Annotated in this window: 12 protein-coding genes and 1 pseudogene; 7 read left to right on the top strand and 6 right to left on the bottom strand. The window is 57.4% G+C overall.

Features of this window, described 5'->3' with window-relative positions; genetic code table 11:
• Entirely contained in the window at nucleotides 1-1,383 is a 1,383-nt protein-coding gene (locus NFU08_RS18995) for a Mu transposase C-terminal domain-containing protein (RefSeq protein ID WP_251425531.1), read from the top strand.
• A 3-nt stretch (nucleotides 1,384-1,386) separates the two neighbouring features.
• Entirely contained in the window at nucleotides 1,387-2,193 is an 807-nt protein-coding gene (locus NFU08_RS18990) for an AAA family ATPase (RefSeq protein ID WP_251425528.1), read from the top strand.
• Between the two features lie 963 nt (nucleotides 2,194-3,156).
• Here NFU08_RS18990 and NFU08_RS18985 read toward each other — a convergent pair.
• The 4 genes from NFU08_RS18985 to NFU08_RS18970 all read right to left on the bottom strand — a co-directional run bounded on the left by NFU08_RS18985 (nucleotide 3,157) and on the right by NFU08_RS18970 (nucleotide 6,319).
• A complete protein-coding gene (locus NFU08_RS18985) occupies nucleotides 3,157-4,140 on the bottom strand; it encodes a hypothetical protein (protein ID WP_251425435.1) in 984 nt (327 codons plus the stop codon).
• Nucleotides 4,141-4,463: 323 nt separating this feature from the next.
• Entirely contained in the window at nucleotides 4,464-4,826 is a 363-nt protein-coding gene (locus NFU08_RS18980) for a hypothetical protein (protein ID WP_251425432.1), read from the bottom strand.
• Nucleotides 4,827-4,870: 44 nt separating this feature from the next.
• Nucleotides 4,871-5,953 carry an AHH domain-containing protein gene (locus NFU08_RS18975; protein ID WP_251425429.1) on the bottom strand — a complete coding sequence of 361 codons (1,083 nt, stop codon included), beginning with the start codon at nucleotides 5,951-5,953 and terminating at the stop codon, nucleotides 4,871-4,873.
• Between the two features lie 6 nt (nucleotides 5,954-5,959).
• Complete coding sequence (locus NFU08_RS18970) at nucleotides 5,960-6,319, bottom strand: hypothetical protein (RefSeq protein ID WP_251425426.1); 360 nt, start codon at nucleotides 6,317-6,319, stop codon at nucleotides 5,960-5,962.
• Nucleotides 6,320-7,029: 710 nt separating this feature from the next.
• Here NFU08_RS18970 and NFU08_RS18965 point away from each other — a divergent pair.
• Both NFU08_RS18965 and NFU08_RS18960 read left to right on the top strand, forming a co-directional pair.
• Nucleotides 7,030-8,010 (top strand): hypothetical protein, encoded by a 981-nt coding sequence (locus NFU08_RS18965; protein ID WP_251425424.1) that lies wholly within the window; start codon nucleotides 7,030-7,032, stop codon nucleotides 8,008-8,010.
• A gap of 75 nt (nucleotides 8,011-8,085) precedes the next feature.
• Nucleotides 8,086-11,988: a hypothetical protein gene (locus tag NFU08_RS18960; RefSeq protein ID WP_251425421.1), complete on the top strand. Its 3,903-nt coding sequence runs from the start codon at nucleotides 8,086-8,088 to the stop codon at nucleotides 11,986-11,988.
• On the opposite strand, the gene NFU08_RS18955 is transcribed toward NFU08_RS18960, so the two are convergent.
• On the bottom strand, nucleotides 11,989-12,699 hold the full coding sequence (locus NFU08_RS18955) for a hypothetical protein (RefSeq protein WP_251425418.1): 711 nt from the start codon (nucleotides 12,697-12,699) through the stop codon (nucleotides 11,989-11,991).
• Nucleotides 12,700-12,980: 281 nt separating this feature from the next.
• Nucleotides 12,981-13,166, bottom strand: a complete 186-nt coding sequence (locus tag NFU08_RS18950; RefSeq protein WP_251425415.1) for a hypothetical protein — start codon at nucleotides 13,164-13,166, stop codon at nucleotides 12,981-12,983.
• 470 nt (nucleotides 13,167-13,636) lie between these two features.
• On the opposite strand from NFU08_RS18950, the gene NFU08_RS18945 reads away from it, so the two are divergent.
• The 3 genes and pseudogenes from NFU08_RS18945 to NFU08_RS21060 all read left to right on the top strand — a co-directional run.
• Nucleotides 13,637-13,966, top strand: a complete 330-nt coding sequence (locus tag NFU08_RS18945; RefSeq protein ID WP_251425412.1) for a hypothetical protein — start codon at nucleotides 13,637-13,639, stop codon at nucleotides 13,964-13,966.
• Between the two features lie 154 nt (nucleotides 13,967-14,120).
• Entirely contained in the window at nucleotides 14,121-14,519 is a 399-nt protein-coding gene (locus NFU08_RS18940) for a hypothetical protein (protein WP_251425409.1), read from the top strand.
• A gap of 314 nt (nucleotides 14,520-14,833) precedes the next feature.
• A pseudogene (locus NFU08_RS21060) lies at nucleotides 14,834-14,917 on the top strand (hypothetical protein); the annotation flags it as partial.

The raw sequence follows: 14,917 nt of genomic DNA, 5'->3' as shown, positions 1-14,917 counted from the left end.
CTGAACGGCGATGAGCGCTGGAAGGTCCTTCGACTCTACGTCGAGGACCAGATCCCGCTTGCCGCCCTCACCCGCGAAACCGGAATCAGCACCCGCACCCTTCAACGCTGGCTCCGGCTCTACCGAACTGGTGGCGCGAGTGCTCTTGACCTGCATCCACGCGCCGATGCCGGCATACGGCGCACCGACCCAGGAATGGTCAGGTTTATCGAGGGACTCGCACTCACCAGACCGCGCCCGAGTATTGCAACGTTGCACCGACTTACGGCGGCCGAAGCGGGCAGACGAGGCGCCCAGGCGCCGAGTTACTCCGTCGTCCGCAAGATCGTCCAGGCACTGGACCCCGCCCTGGTGACCCTGGCTCTCGAAGGTCCCGAATCCTACCGGGACCGGCATGAACTCGTTCTTCGCCGCCGCGCCGACCGCCCAAACCAAATCTGGCAAGCGGACCACACCCAACTCGACATCCTCATCAACGGCGCCATCGGCAAACCCGACCGGCCCTGGCTGACGACAGTGATGGACGATTACTCCCGGGCGCTCTGCGGCTACACCGTCTTCACCGATGCGCCCTCAGCGCTCAACACAGCCCTCGCCCTCCGGCAGGCCATCTGGCGCAAAAGTGATCCCAGCTGGGCAATGTGCGGACTGCCCGACATCCTGCACGTGGACCACGGCTCCGACTTCACCAGCCACCACCTCGAACACACTGCCATCGAGCTGCACATCCGCATCATCCACTCGACCATCGCCCGGCCCCAAGGCCGGGGAAAAATCGAGCGGTTCTTCGGGACCATCAACACCGAAGTTCTTCCCACCCTCCCCGGACACCTTGGGCCCGGGAACAAAAAACCACAGCCCACACTCGATCTCCCCGGACTGGATCGCGCCATCGGAAGCTTCGTCGCCGCCTACAACGACCGGCCCCACAGCGAGATAGGTATCTCACCACGGGATGCTTGGGTCGCCGACGGCTGGCTTCCCCGGATGCCCGAAAGCCTGGAGGACCTCGACGGACTCCTCCTGACAGTTCCAAAGAACCGAACCGTGCAACGCGACGGCATCCACTTCCAAGGCCAGCGCTACCTCTCACCCACGCTGGCGCCCTTCGTGGGGCAAACCGTCACCATCCGCTACGACCCCCGGGACATCTCCGAAATCCGCATCTACGACCACGGCACCTTCGTTTGCGTCGCGGTCGATGAAGACCACCCCAACCTTCGTCTGAGCCTGCGTGACATCGAGGCCGCACGCAGAGCGCGTCGAAGAGAACTGCGCCGCACCATCAACGACCGCATTCCAACAGTCACCAGCCGCGACGAACCGCACATCACTGAACCAGTACGGCGCCGGCGCCGGCTGCGCACCTACGAAGAGGACTAAATGATGAACCCCACCTTCATCGTCACCAAGGAACACCGGCGCTTCACCGAGTTCGCCAACGCAGTCCGAAAAGAACGAACAATAGGGATCTGCCACGGGGACGCCGGGGTGGGCAAAACACTCTCCGCGCGCCGCTACGCAAACTGGGATGACCTTGAGCCCTACATCACCGAGTGGGGACCTCGCGGCGACCAGGACGAGAAGCACTATGCACTCGCGAACCGGTCCCGCACCGTTCTCTACACCCCGGACGTTCTCTGCCGTCCCAAAACACTTATGGAGGACATACACCGATACCAGGTGAGAATCGGCTCGTGCATTGACGAACACCTGCACAAACTCGATACCGCACCACGCTCAATGAACAGAGTCACCACACTCGTGGAGCTGCTCATCATCGACGAAGCCGAACGCCTCAACGCGACAGCCCTCGAACTCCTCCGTGACAAACACGACCGAACCCACATGCCGATGATCCTCATCGGCATGCCCGGCATCGACCAACGGTTCCGTCACTACCCCCAGCTATACAGCCGTCTTGGCTTCTCCCACCGATACCGCGCCCTCGGCAGAGACGAACTCCTTTTCGTTCTGGACCGACACTGGAAACGCCTCGGCCGGGCCCTCGACCCGGACGACTTCACCGACGCCCAGGCAATCGCCGCAGTAGAACGCATCACTCGAGGCAACTTCCGTCTCCTCGAACGGCTATTCCCCCAGATCACCCGCGTCCTCAAGATCAACCAGCTCGAAACCATCACCGACGACGTCGTCGAAGCAGCAGCAAGCATCCTCGTCATCGGCAACTAGCGACACAGAGCGGAAACAGAACGCCGCCACCTAACGGACAAGTCCACATTTCCGGGGTAGGACGTTGCTCCAGTTCGATGAGCGATCGAGCCCAGATTCTCGATTCAAGCTGTTCTTGAAATCCTTCGTTAGTGAGAAGGCGACGTACTCTTGGATACTGACGGCACTATCTGGCCAGACGGGATGCAGACGTCCCCCGATTTGAACTTGCCTGCCTGGAAAGCCGCAGCAACAGAACTCCTGACCCTTTGCGGACCCTACGACAGTGGGTCAGGAACTCAAGCTGCTCCAGCACCTTCACAATCTAAAGCGGACGAAGTCAGTGCCGCCTACTCCGGCTACCCGCTGATAGTAAATGTTGCCTCCCTCGACTGGCGAGTGAGGAGCTCCCTAAAAGGGCAACTCGTCAACGGTCGAGTCGTTGCTCTAGCACCGGGCCTGTACACGCCATTCAACCCCAATGTCCCTGATCTTAAGTCCTATTACGAATCCGGCAGTGTCACCGGAGATTCCGCGATGAAAAATGCGGTGCTTCCCAACATGGGTGGTTCGACTTGGTCCGGTGTCCTACCTGGATCGGAAGAACCTCAATAGAAATAGAAATGAGGGCGTCAAAAGGTCTGCTCGCATTGCTGTCGCGCTAGGACTCGGATCGGCAGCTGCGACCAGGGCTACGAAGTGGGTACGAGAAACCAGTCACGGGCATTCTTAACCGAGCCCACTCCGTCAGCCAAGGAACTCGAAGTCAACGAATTCGTGTGCCGGCAGCGCTGTTCCGCCCCGTAGGAGCAGGGGAGCGCAGCGCCACCTTGTCTGCGACGCGATGACAGACTCCAAGTTCGTCCCCAAGAGCGGCAAAAGACGGCGTATCTGAGTATCTGCTTCTTCTGGGACCGTGGGACGTGTCATTCGAATGGGAGCATGGCGGCCGGACAGGCCTACGCAAGGACCTGGCCTCGGTTTTTACGGCTTCCATGGTTCGGGGCTGGGATCGGACCCAGAAGGTCGCTCCAAGTCGGACGGGTCTAGAGCCTGCCATGAATTGCTGCCTGCTGACCAATCCAGGTCCCCTTGCGGCTTACTCCACGTCTCCGTCATGGTTTTGCCGTAGCCCGGGCCCTTAGAGCCCTGCAACTCCCGGAGATGCGAAAGTAATTCCTGACTAGCCCTAGCCAACCGAGAGGCCGCCTCAACCACCGATGGTGCATCCTTCTCGGTCTCTCCAATTGTCGACTCGAACCCTTCAAGCGACTCCGGCGGCAGCCCCACTAGTATTTTTTGCCCACTGAAGCCTTGAAGGTCATAGAAGAACAAAACGCCTTCCCGAAAGCCTTGTTCTAGGGCAGCACCAACGACCGCCTCTAAAAGCTCGTCTTCGAGACCCAAAGATTTTTGGGATGGAAGTCCTTTCGCGGGGATGGTGGCGAACCCACCTGACATGCATGCTTCCACGTACTCTTGGAGAAACGCTTCGTGCAGCCTGTCGTCCAAGGCGTGCGGGAAGGCCGCGAACCAGTCTTCTTGTGTCTTGTACTTGTATTCTTTACCTTCTCGGACCACTATGCCGTGGATCCCGAGATTCAGGAGACTCAGAGACACCTGCAGATTCTTGGGGTTTCCGACCACTGCTTCGCATACTTCTTCCGCTGACCAAAGCTTATTTGGCTTTTGCCGGAGAGCCTCCAAGATGTTCTGAAAACGAAGACTCGATGGTGATTGGTCTAGGGCTCTCGCACGGCGTTTACTTAGCCCCTTCTGTTTCAGGGAAGTTCGTGTTCGTTCGATGGCAGCCAAGGATGCACGCCGGGCGTCATACACAGCCTCCTTTAACTCAACGCCTTCTACCTTAAGCGCTTGTTTTGAACTGTCGTCGAGAGAGCGCCACACGTTCCATAGACGGCCTGCTTCCGTGAGGAGCTTCAGTGCTTGAAAGCCCGATTGATTCATTGGTTTGTGGGTCCTAGTAGTTCACGTCGTCTCGTTGACTTGAGGAAAGACAGGTCAATATCTGCCCAAGCTAAGCAAGGCACTGTCGAATTGACTACCCTTAAGTTCCGTTCCCTCGGCTGTCGTCCCTCCGTCTCGATTGCTCCAGAGCCGAGCGCTTCGCACGCTCGCTGGTCTCGCAGCTTCAGCCTGCGGCCAGTGGGTTGGCCTGTCTGGCGCCGGATACGGCACAAGCAATGGCTCCGTTGCATCTTTAGGGGCCGTGGCCCGAACGATATGTCATGAGCTGTGATGGCGTAGCGGTTCCTCCGGCCTTGTATCGTCTATGGAAGCCACTTCACGCTGACGCCGGTATGATCCACGAAGACTTCGACCGGGGTCATCCGCCCTTGAATATCCTTCAACTGCGTCCACTCGCTATGAGGTAGGTCAGCCAGCTGGTACTTATTGAAAGGTCCCGACAAGGTCGTGTAGGGCGTGGCAAGGAAAAGTTCGCTGTTTGCCAGGTTGTAACTGATTCCCCAGCCTAGATATACCGGATGGAAAGCCATCATCCCCTCCAGGCGGAAGGGTCGGTATGGGTCTGGAGGGGGGGAGGGACCAACCACGGAGCGAACATTTGGGTTGACTGGCCAGCCGCCCTTTGAATTGGCGTCAGGTCCTGTTTTCTTGCGTTTGCCAAACATGCTGCCCTCCGATTGGGCGAAAAGGACTACGAGGACTACGAGGTCTATCGGGCCTTCGGCCGTCGAGGGCGGCGAAACCACCAATCTTTCCGAAGTACTTCAGGGCTCTCCCTAACAGGATCAGTTACCCGTTCCTTGAACAACCGCTTGAATTCCTCGGGGTCACTTGTTTCCTCCATGATCGCTTCCATGGTGCCCAGAACATAGGCATGGTAGTTGTCTGAATGTCTGCCTCTGTGGGGCAGTTGTTCGGCCAGGTTCCATGCTTCACTCAAATTTAAACCGTAGAACTCCGCGATCTTTAGGGCGACCTCACTGCGTTCAGTCTTGGTTGCCTTGTCCGACGCGAGGTGGTGATCCTCAAGCGGCAAGGTCTTCGTAAAGGCATCCCACTCCTGCTTGGTACTCTCGGCGTTCAGCTTGGGGCCGATCGAATCACTTCCCCGACTGTCACCGCCAGATTGATCTTCAAGTTCTATGGGAGCGCAGGCCTTGTGGTAGGATCCGTTGCTCGGGGACAGGCAAACCGGGCACAGGGGTTCCTTCGACCGTTCGGGTCGAGGATCCCGCAGTTCATCATCACGTCTGTGAAGCTCCTCGGCGTCGGTGATTCGTTCGTTGGAAATTACTGGAGGATACGTGCCCGCTTCAGATATTGATAAATCCAGGGCTGTTGCGGCGTTGTCATGCTTGAGGACCGGACGGTCTTGGCGTTCACTCGATTCGGTCAAGCGGCCGGCACCTTCCGGGAGAGGTATCGACTCCACATTCATGTCCTGCTGAAGGTCGCCAGCCCGCTCCTCCGCGCCAATGCCATCGAAGCTCTCTGGGAAAGTCGGTTCATCTAGTTCTGCATTCATTCGCTCCAGCGTGCCGCCAATTGCGAGGTCATTGGTCATGTCGCGCTGAGGGTCGATGTCCAAGTCTGCTTCGTTGTTGGTGGCATCGCTGTGAGCGGCGACTATGTCTTCGACACGGATTGCCAATTGGTTTTCTTGAAACTGTTCGTGAAGTAGCCCGGGATGCCCCTGTGAGTCCCCGCCGTTTCTCAGTTCATCACAAGCGGGATGCGCTCCGGGGCCGGCCATCATGTTGCCGCAGACCAGGCAAAGGGTGTTATCAGTCACCGGGCTTCACGCCCGCGGCTTCGGATAACGGTAAGCTCCATCTATGCGCAGGATAAAGGAGTCTTGCCGGTCCGCTGCATTGCGTCTTTTTGTTTCGGCTTCTTCCGCGGATTTGTAGGCCTTTTGTGAGGCGTTGCGTGCCTCGCGAGCCCTGCTACTGTCACCCTTTGCGGCATAGACAGCCGATATTCGTTCGTAGACTAACCCTGCCTGACGATAGCGAAGGACTGCCACGGAGGGATCCCGCTCCGCCATCTCCGCCAAAGCCTCCAGCGAGACTGCAAGCGTCCATGACCTTTGGCTCTTGTCAGTTTCAAAGTCGGGATAGGCATTAAGGATTCTCGCGAAGTATCGCTGGGCTTTCACTGCCTCTCCCCGCCTCTTGGCCTCTATAGCAGCGCGGTAAAGGCGTTCCGCGTTCTCCCGGTCATCATTGCCAGCACCGAAGGGTGATTGACCGGGTGTACTGGGTGAGGCTACAGCCGTTGCCTCACCTCTGGGCCCGGCCGAGGCACGGCCAGGTGGAAGGGATGCGCCTATCGGTCTTTCTGAGCTGGCGGTCGCACCATTTTTGCGAACAACGTTATCGACCCCATTTTTCTTGGGTCGGGAGAAGAAGCCCATCCCAATGCCTCCCAAAGGTATCCGTCCAAAGCCTCCAGCCAATCCGTCAGACAGCACCCTAAAACTGGCTCCGTTACTCCAGCGTTACTGGAGAGTGATTCCCGTCAGTAATGGTTGGAATCCTGGCTAAACCCGGGTGGTCAACATTTTGCCGGGAGCGCCAGCTTCGGAAAAAAGAGAAGCCGGCGGATGTCGTCCCGCTCTCGGAGGCGCAAGACAACCCGGCATGGATTCTGACTAATCTGATACGACACTGCCGTGACCTAGCCAATGACTTAGTGGTGCCAGCAAGATTCATAAAGTTGCCTCTATTCAGTCATGGCGTTCAGTCGTACCCTTGTCGCTTAGGAGCCACTCTTCTGGTGTAGATAAGCGCAAATCCCGTACTGCGCCTATAGATCCGCGCCAGACCTCCGGGCCCTTCACCCCGCTCTCGTACACGGGAGGACACCATGACTGACTCAGCATCTGAACATGAACAACCTGGCGCTGACAACGAGCCCGACGGTTCATCTCGGCCAAACACTGGGGATGCCAAAATTGCGTGGCTTTATGGAATGTGGACGCTAGACATTTTGCCCCAAATTGGTCCTGTCGCCGCTCAAATCTATGAGGCTAATCCTCGCCTCTTCCGAGATGTCCCGGAAATTGTGGCTGAAATTTTGGCCGTGTTTCGATACGCTACCGGCTACACTGAGGATTCGCTAAATTCTACGCAACGGAATACATTGATTCAGCCGATCCTAGGTACATCTGATGGTTTAAGTCAAGCTATTTTAAATGACGACTTTCACATTGTTGCAAATTCAATGCAAACCGCAGCCAAAGAGTATGTTCAGCGCACGTCCGACACGGGTGAAGAACAACTGCGCGAGGCCTTTCGTGATTCTGTTACGACCTTTCGTCAGTACATAGAGACTCTCAATGGCAGCGTTGTTGATAACGCCTACAACCGAATCCATGGGTCTTTCAATGACGTTGTCACGGTCCTCCAGGACAGGGCTTTCGCCTCTGGTCTAGGGCTTCCCCCCGCACCCAGTGGAGCCTCATGGCCATTCAATCTTGAAGTCGACCACAACGGGGCAGCCCTTGTGGAGGAACTTGCCGCTCGAACATCGAGCTCAAATGGCGTATCACGCCCCCCAATGGATCGGACAATTTTCACTGTCACGCAACGCGTCGCCCACTATGGAAGTCAAGCAATAGCCTATGTCTTACTTAATGGGGAACCTAGCGATAATGATGCTGCCGCAACGCTGATAGGTCTGGCATACAGGTGGAAGACGGCCCTCCGGGACTTGGCAGTCGGAGCACAAGGGGCGGGAGTACCAACACTGGGTGGGATTAGCGGCAACGGATCCTCGCCCGCAGGCGTTCCCGCAAGTGTAGTCATGGCCCGTGAAAGTGAGCGGGCGATTCGAGGTCGTAGCTAACGTTTGGGTGTATCCGTAATGGTGTACGGACCGTTCCAATGTGGAAAATCCAAGCAAAACAATCGGAGGCTTCTAATGACTGATGACTATGCCCGTCGCCTTCGCAGCGATTATTCCCAGCTGACAATCGATGAAACTCTTCAGCAGCCGACAAGTGCACTTTTGGGTGTCGGGGACGAAGCGACTGACGCGCTAGCCAAAATTGGAATTGAATCCATATTCGACCTCGGTTGCTCTTGGGTTTTTACACTGGCTGAGCGTGTCGCAATTGCTGAGCAAGAACGGGGTCAGCTTTCTAAGAATGGCGGCATCCCGTCGGACTGGCTCCAACCCGACTTCGCTAACGAATCACTTGAAAGTCTTAGAAACCTACCTTTGGAAGCGTTTCGTGGCATAGCGGTCGAGCACACGGACAGTTTGAAGCGTGCGCTTGAGGTGGAAACCATTGGCGAGTTTGCCTTTTGGCCTCCTCGATGCATAGCAGCTGAGCTAGTGAGCCTTGCCTCCGGTACAGTTTCGAATTCCGTAGACGACCCGGCGGAAGTTTTGCGCCCGCAGATGGGCGAGTATCCGACAGAACGCGTCTACTACGACACTCTTACGCTGCTCCATCTCGACCAAACGGAGCCCGGGCGCCCGCTGGATGCTCCGCTCTCGCTTCAACCAACATATGCCGCTGTAGGCTCGTTCAAAAAGCCGGCAATCGGTGCTTTACTCACATTTTCACAGTCCTGGTTTGCCCAGGGTGTGACTTTGGGCAACATGCTCCATTCTCTCGCTTTGGCACCAGGAGAAGCCACGCGGATCGCAGTCATTGACTGGTCCCGCCGCACATCAGCGACAGCCTCCGAAACTGTTGGCGAGAGTGAGACTCTCGACACCACAGCGGGACATTCCCGGTCCATCAGCGAAGTACAAAATGCCGTAGCGAATGAGCTGCAACAGGGCGGTTCTACAACAAGTGGTTGGGCGACATCATCGAGTGAAGCCAGGGGAAGCGCTTCAAGTTCCGGATTGATGGGCGCCGTCTGGGGTGGTGGCGGTGGCTCGCGTTCATCACAGGAGTCCATAACCACTTCCGGCGCGGAAAGTGCATCATGGTCAATAGGCAGTCGATCCGTTCTGGCGGAGATGGCTCAAACGGTAAATGACAGAACGGAGCAGCACTCTACCGGTGTTCGCAATCGACGAGCCTCTGCGGTACGCGAAGTATCTCAAGCTGAGAACGAGACAGTGAGTACTCGGATCGTTGCCAACTACAACCACATGCACGCCTTAACTATTCAGTACTACGAAGTCGTGCAAATTTATCAAGTGGCCACAGCCCTCCATGGCATCCAAAGGTGTCTGTTCGTGCCCTACGAAATCCTGAACTTCGCCGGGTCTGAGGGTATAGCGCTTATTGAACGGTTCAGGCAAGCACTGCTGGCCGGAGCACTTTCATCACGGGCACGCGAACTGATCCTTGATGACACCACGACGGTAAATATCAGAGCAACCGCCAACGTGCGTGTTCCAAGTGGCCATCTGCGGCCAGGGACGGCACCTCAAACATCAAACAGCAGCCTAGAAGCAATTCGACGTCAGAAGGGCAATTCGGAAAGCGAACCCACTCCTGATGTTGAGGCGGGAACCGGCAGCTTGGGAGCTCTTGCAGCGGCCGCCACCCCCGAGCTGACCTGGGATCCTTCGGCGATCCTGAAGATGTCGCGTCTGGTAGACCGTCCTGTACTCCGTCGCGGTTCCAATGACATCCATCTACCCGATGACACCATGCTGGAAGCACTCTCGTTCGAAGGTGTCGACGTGGCATCTGTGCGGCTCGATAGGGTTGGGCAAACAGCTGCAGATAGCACGCTTACAGTTCCAGAAAAACTGGGCAGAGTGGAGATTACTCCTCCCGTTCCCCTTCGAGAGCTGGAAACCGTGCACATCGCGCTGCGGGACGCTGGGTCCTTGAATGCTCGCGTTAAAATCTTAATATTCCACTGCTCCCTATATGGCCGACCAATCACCTCTCCGCTGCCCCTCGCTCTTACGGCCGGAACAACCATGCAGAAAGTAGCGGAATTCAGTACTGATGAGGCGGGCAGGCAGCAAGAGCTCCTCACCCACCTCCAGGACAACCGAGAGCACTACAGCCGATCCATCTTCCGAAATATAGACGCGGCCACAATGGTAGCCTTGCTCGCCCCCTTCACATGGAAAGGCAAACCTCTAATCGATCAACTAGATCCCAAACCTGTAACAGTGGCCGGAAACTACATCGTCTTCCGAGCACCCATTGACATGGACGAACCGTCCGGGGTCGATGGAATCAAATGGGGCGAAATGCTGGAACAACGCGGCCTTGGAACCTACACCAGCCAAGGACGATGGGTGAACGCCGCAGGAGACAATCGGTTGATTCCAATTCCAACAAATGGAGTCTTTGCTGAGGCCGTTCTGGGCAGATCAAATTCCGCCGAGAAGCTCGACATAACCCGCTTCTGGAACTGGCAAGATTCCCCCATCCCCCTGCAGCCCCCCGAAATTTCGCCGATCAGCACCGGCACTCGGGCTACCGCTGAGGACCTGACGCCAGGCGCCTTGAGCAACCCGGTGCTCAACATCCAGGCTCCCGTTGCGCTGCCAGATCCGGCAGGGCTATCAGCGGCGCTGCAGACGGTAGCCAATTCTGCAATGTTTAGGGACATGAGCGGACTCGCTGGCACGCAAGCTTCATCACAAAACGCAATGCAAGGAACTCTCTCGGCGGCCGGAACCGCCGGGCAGCTGGCAAGCGACAATCTCCGGATCGAAGCTGAAAAGGCTGTCGCAATGGGCCAAATTGCTGGTGATCTAGCCAAAGCGGCGATGGGGGTGCCCCCAACAGGCCAGAACAAGACCACCGGAATCTCCGGCGACGGCGCACGAATCAATCACGGGCGCGACATGGACGAACGCAACGTGGATGATTCACTCACGGAGGACAGCGCCGACGACGGACCGCCGGTGACCTCCTCAGCTATCGAGGGAGCCAGTTCGCCTACAGGGCCTTCCACGGGTTCGGAAGCGGGAGCGCCGGCTGTCAAGCCAAAGCCGAAGCGTTCGAGGGAGGCTAAATACGCTGATGGGGGCGCCTTGGGATACTCCCCCGGGGCAGTCGCCGACGCAGCCAAGGCTGTCTCATCAGCAGCACGACCCTCGAAAAATTCTAAGGGCGACACAACAATTGATTTTAAGGGCGACACAATAACTGCTGGCAAAGAATATTCTACAATAAATGCCAACTTGGCCGATACCCGCTTGGACCACTATCTGGGCACCGTAGTAGCAACCATAACCAATGCGCGCCAGAGCGCCTATGCCAAATTCAGACATTGGTATCCCGCTTATTTGCGTGACCATGATGGCGTGAACTCCGACGGTATAGCAAAAGCCCTGGCAGTTGCATCTTTTAATGTCGGTCTCGCTGTTCTGTTCCCCGAAGTGCAAGGTGCTAATGCTCTTTTCAGGGGATTTATTTTGGATGCGGGTGACAAGCTTGCGGAGGTGGGACTGGATGATGCCCCTATAGACACCACTGTGGAACGGCTTTTGGAAAGGGAATCAAGATTAGCCGACTCGCTTAATACTTTTCGGCTTGAGTACAGAAAGTCGCCCCAGTACCGGAAGGCGATCGAGACGTACATCATGGTGTTGGATGTATCTACGATAAATACAGACCAGACAGTGCCTGAAGCAGTCTTGGAAATTCTAAAATCTGACGGGATTCCGGTGCTGACTACGACCACGTACAGCCACTACTTGGAAGAGACTCTTGCTAGGCTCATGGAGCCGGTCGTCGCCAGGACCAGGGATCCGCACGAGCAGGGTCAGCCCGCAATCTATCTCGCTGAAATTGAAGCGATGGCCACAATTGATCTGCAGGGCAATAGGGCTCGTATCTGTGAGAAGGAAAAATGGTTGCTGTGGAAGAAGTTTTGCGGAAAATAATCACGACCGTAGGGAACATGTTGCTCGCATGCCTTGTAAGCCCGCAGTATGTTCCCGGCTCGCGCAGAACCTGCCTAAAAATCCAATCGAGCGGCTAGAACTGAGTGGGTACCGTGCGCAGTAACGTTGGGGGCCCGTGAAACGCCCAGCGGGTTCAGTATTGCCAGACGGATTGCCTGTAACTGTCGTGGTTGTGGCGGTGGGATTAGCTTGGCTGGCACCGAAGACCCGCGTCCCAGCACCGCGAGGCACCGCACCAGATGCGGCGTCAAGAGCTGGCGTTGCCACCGGGCGGTTTGCATCGCCGGTGAACCGGACGTCCAGCACTGATTTTCCGTGCGGAAACTTCCAACCGCGGCGCTGAGCAACCTTCTGGTGGTAGCTGGCCAGCTCGCGTCTGTAGAACTCCTGACCGTAGATCGTCCTGATTATTTCGAGGTCTTCGGGGTGAATTCGGATGAACGCCTGCGACATTGCAACGCGTCCGTTCGGGGCTGCAACGTAAGCCCGACGCATCAAGGCCCGACAGGCCCTGTTAATTCCCTTGGCCGACCGAATCCGCCGGTCGCCGGAAAGCAGCCAATTGATGACGTCCAGCGGGCCAGAAAGAAACTGTTTTTCGGCGATCTTCCGAAGGAAGTAATATATTGCCAATGCCGTGAGGCCGATGACGATGGCGGTCAGAATAGCCAGGCCGATGAGTTCTTTCATGTTTCCTCCCAGACTCAGCACGGCCTGCGGAGCCGTACCCCCCCGTCACTGAAGATGCCTGGGGGGCTGCGTTTCACGCAAAATCCACTTGGGAAGAAGATGCGTCCCTTAGCCGCAACGATCCGAGGGGCAAGGCAAGTCCTGGCCGCTATTTCAGCACCACAACTTGGGATGCGCTCAAAGGTGACTGGTTGAGCTCACTCGAACGATTCGCCGGACCGGTAAACAGGCCTTCCGGCATGAAGTGCGAAATAGCCAAAAGCGGAAAACCGAGCTATCCGTCAGTCGCCCACTCGGCGCAGCACCCCCACTTGATCCCAATTTACGTAAATTTCATCACCTGAGTGCAGATCCTTCTCAAGGGAGATTTTACCCCCAATTACTGCATTGATCACATAAATGTCCCACTCAGGGATAAGTTTTTCGACAAGGAATGTTCTTCCACCGTGGTCGAATTCGACTTTCATCTTGGGCTCCTATTCGTGCTTCAATCACATGGACTCCCAGCCACCTCAGAATGACCGTAGCTTAGGTAGCTGTCAAGATCTGCATGGCTCAGGACCAGGTCGGGGACGCGCTTTCACTGGGGTGAGAGCTAGTGCAGCTCGCCGACTGAATCCACCTGAGGGAAATTCGTGGATGGCGCGCGAACCGTAGGAGGCGTCGTGGGACCGCTGCCGAACTGGGGCATGGTGTTCCCGGGGTGGATGGTGGCCCGTTTGGGGGTGTGTTGGGATCAATGCGAAAGCAGCCCTGACTGGCAGCATCCCGGGAAGTGAGAGCGCACAACGCCTTCCGGGCCAAAGCATCCGGCGTCTACCATGTGAACCGTTATCCAACGCCGCGGGCTGGGTCGGCACAACGCGTGAAGGAGAGCATTGTGGGACTTTTCGGAGGAGGCCGAAAGGCCGCCGAACGTGCCGAACACGATCGCAAGATGGCAGAGATCAACGCCGAAATGGAACGGCGCACTGAAGCTGGCTACCTTGACATCAAGGAATGGTTTGAACACCTCAAGCAACATCGCCCGCCGGGAGCCACCCAGCTGACCGATGGGATCCTGCAGAAAGCCGGCCCTCCCCCTTTGCCGAAACCGCACGAGGAATACCCCGGACACGGCGCCGTCATCATGGCAAGGGCCGCGGTCAGGAGCTACGGCGAGGAGAACCTGAAGCGGATGAGCGCCCTGGCCTACACAACCGGAAAGGACGAGCATCTCTCCAGCTTCTGGGCCAGCGTCAGAAACTACCTCTCAACCGTCCGCTAAAGCGGGTGCGCCGCCTTCTCAAAGCGTTCCCTGCCAGTGGCCCAATCGTCCCAGCCATCGCTTTTGGCGGCGCCCACGTGCGCGGAGTTGCGGGGCTGAAGCGAAGGTCAGCGACGTCCCCGCAGTGCGCCCATGCCGGGAGAACCCGCCGGCGTTGACGTCTACGGAACGGATCAACGACTCCCACACCGTGAGGTCCGAGATGGTCCGGGAGGCACTGGAAGAGGGCGGGGAGCGGGGGCAGCGATTCAGACGCGGCATGGTCGACGGCGTCCACTACCTGGAGCTCGTGGAGCCGATCAAGCAACTGAAGCGCGAAGACAGGCTCGCGGAAGCACTGGTCCTCTGCTACAAGGCCATCGAGGCTGCCGAAGGCGCCCGTGAAGGTCGCGAGCCGGCGCCTTGGTACACGGAACAGGCGGCCATCGTCCACCGAAAGCTCGGCCAACGAGCAGAGGAGATCGCCGTCTTGAAGAGGTGGCTGGATAGCACTCCGAAGTCCCGCCGCGCCGGCAGTCGCATCGCCGAACGCCTCGCGAAGCTGGAAGCCTAATGCCAAGCTGCGGCTTTCGCTCCTGCGCTTGCCAACACGTTACTAAGCATGCTTATGATGGGTTTATTCGGATGGGGATCCGGTGCATGGGGAGTTCGAGAAGGGTGCGCTCAGCGAACGGGGCGCACCTTTTTCGTGCCCACGCTGCGAAGTTGCGTCCAAGAATCACAGCTGCACAGTCCTAGACTTTCGGCATGCGCCCCTTGGTGGCGATCGGCCTGGTGTTCCTCGCGCCGGGCTTGCCTGGACGGTCACCGTCCTAACCATGCTGATTGTCCTAATACGAAGGTGATGGCTGTCAGGCTGCGGTAGCGGGGGTTATGGTGACGTTGAAGCCGAGGTTGTTGAGCTTTTTGATGGCGTTGTTTTTGGCTTTGATCGGGTCCAGACGGGTGAAG

The organism is Pseudarthrobacter sp. NCCP-2145 (assembly GCF_023708005.1).
Taxonomy (GTDB): domain Bacteria; phylum Actinomycetota; class Actinomycetes; order Actinomycetales; family Micrococcaceae; genus Arthrobacter; species Arthrobacter oxydans.
Note: the sequence above shows the minus strand (reverse complement) of the source record. Positions and strands in the feature narration are given on the sequence as shown.

Bases quoted from the DNA above. Each gene is read 5' to 3' on its own strand.
- NFU08_RS18990 (WP_251425528.1), top strand. From the start codon at position 1,387: ATGAACCCCACCTTCATCGTCACCAAGGAACACCGGCGCTTCACCGAG.
- NFU08_RS18985 (WP_251425435.1), bottom strand. From the start codon at position 4,140: ATGAATCAATCGGGCTTTCAAGCACTGAAGCTCCTCACGGAAGCAGGC.
- NFU08_RS18980 (WP_251425432.1), bottom strand. From the start codon at position 4,826: ATGTTTGGCAAACGCAAGAAAACAGGACCTGACGCCAATTCAAAGGGC.
- NFU08_RS18965 (WP_251425424.1), top strand. From the start codon at position 7,030: ATGACTGACTCAGCATCTGAACATGAACAACCTGGCGCTGACAACGAG.
- NFU08_RS18960 (WP_251425421.1), top strand. From the start codon at position 8,086: ATGACTGATGACTATGCCCGTCGCCTTCGCAGCGATTATTCCCAGCTG.
- NFU08_RS18955 (WP_251425418.1), bottom strand. From the start codon at position 12,699: ATGAAAGAACTCATCGGCCTGGCTATTCTGACCGCCATCGTCATCGGC.
- NFU08_RS18950 (WP_251425415.1), bottom strand. From the start codon at position 13,166: ATGAAAGTCGAATTCGACCACGGTGGAAGAACATTCCTTGTCGAAAAA.
- NFU08_RS18945 (WP_251425412.1), top strand. From the start codon at position 13,637: ATGGCAGAGATCAACGCCGAAATGGAACGGCGCACTGAAGCTGGCTAC.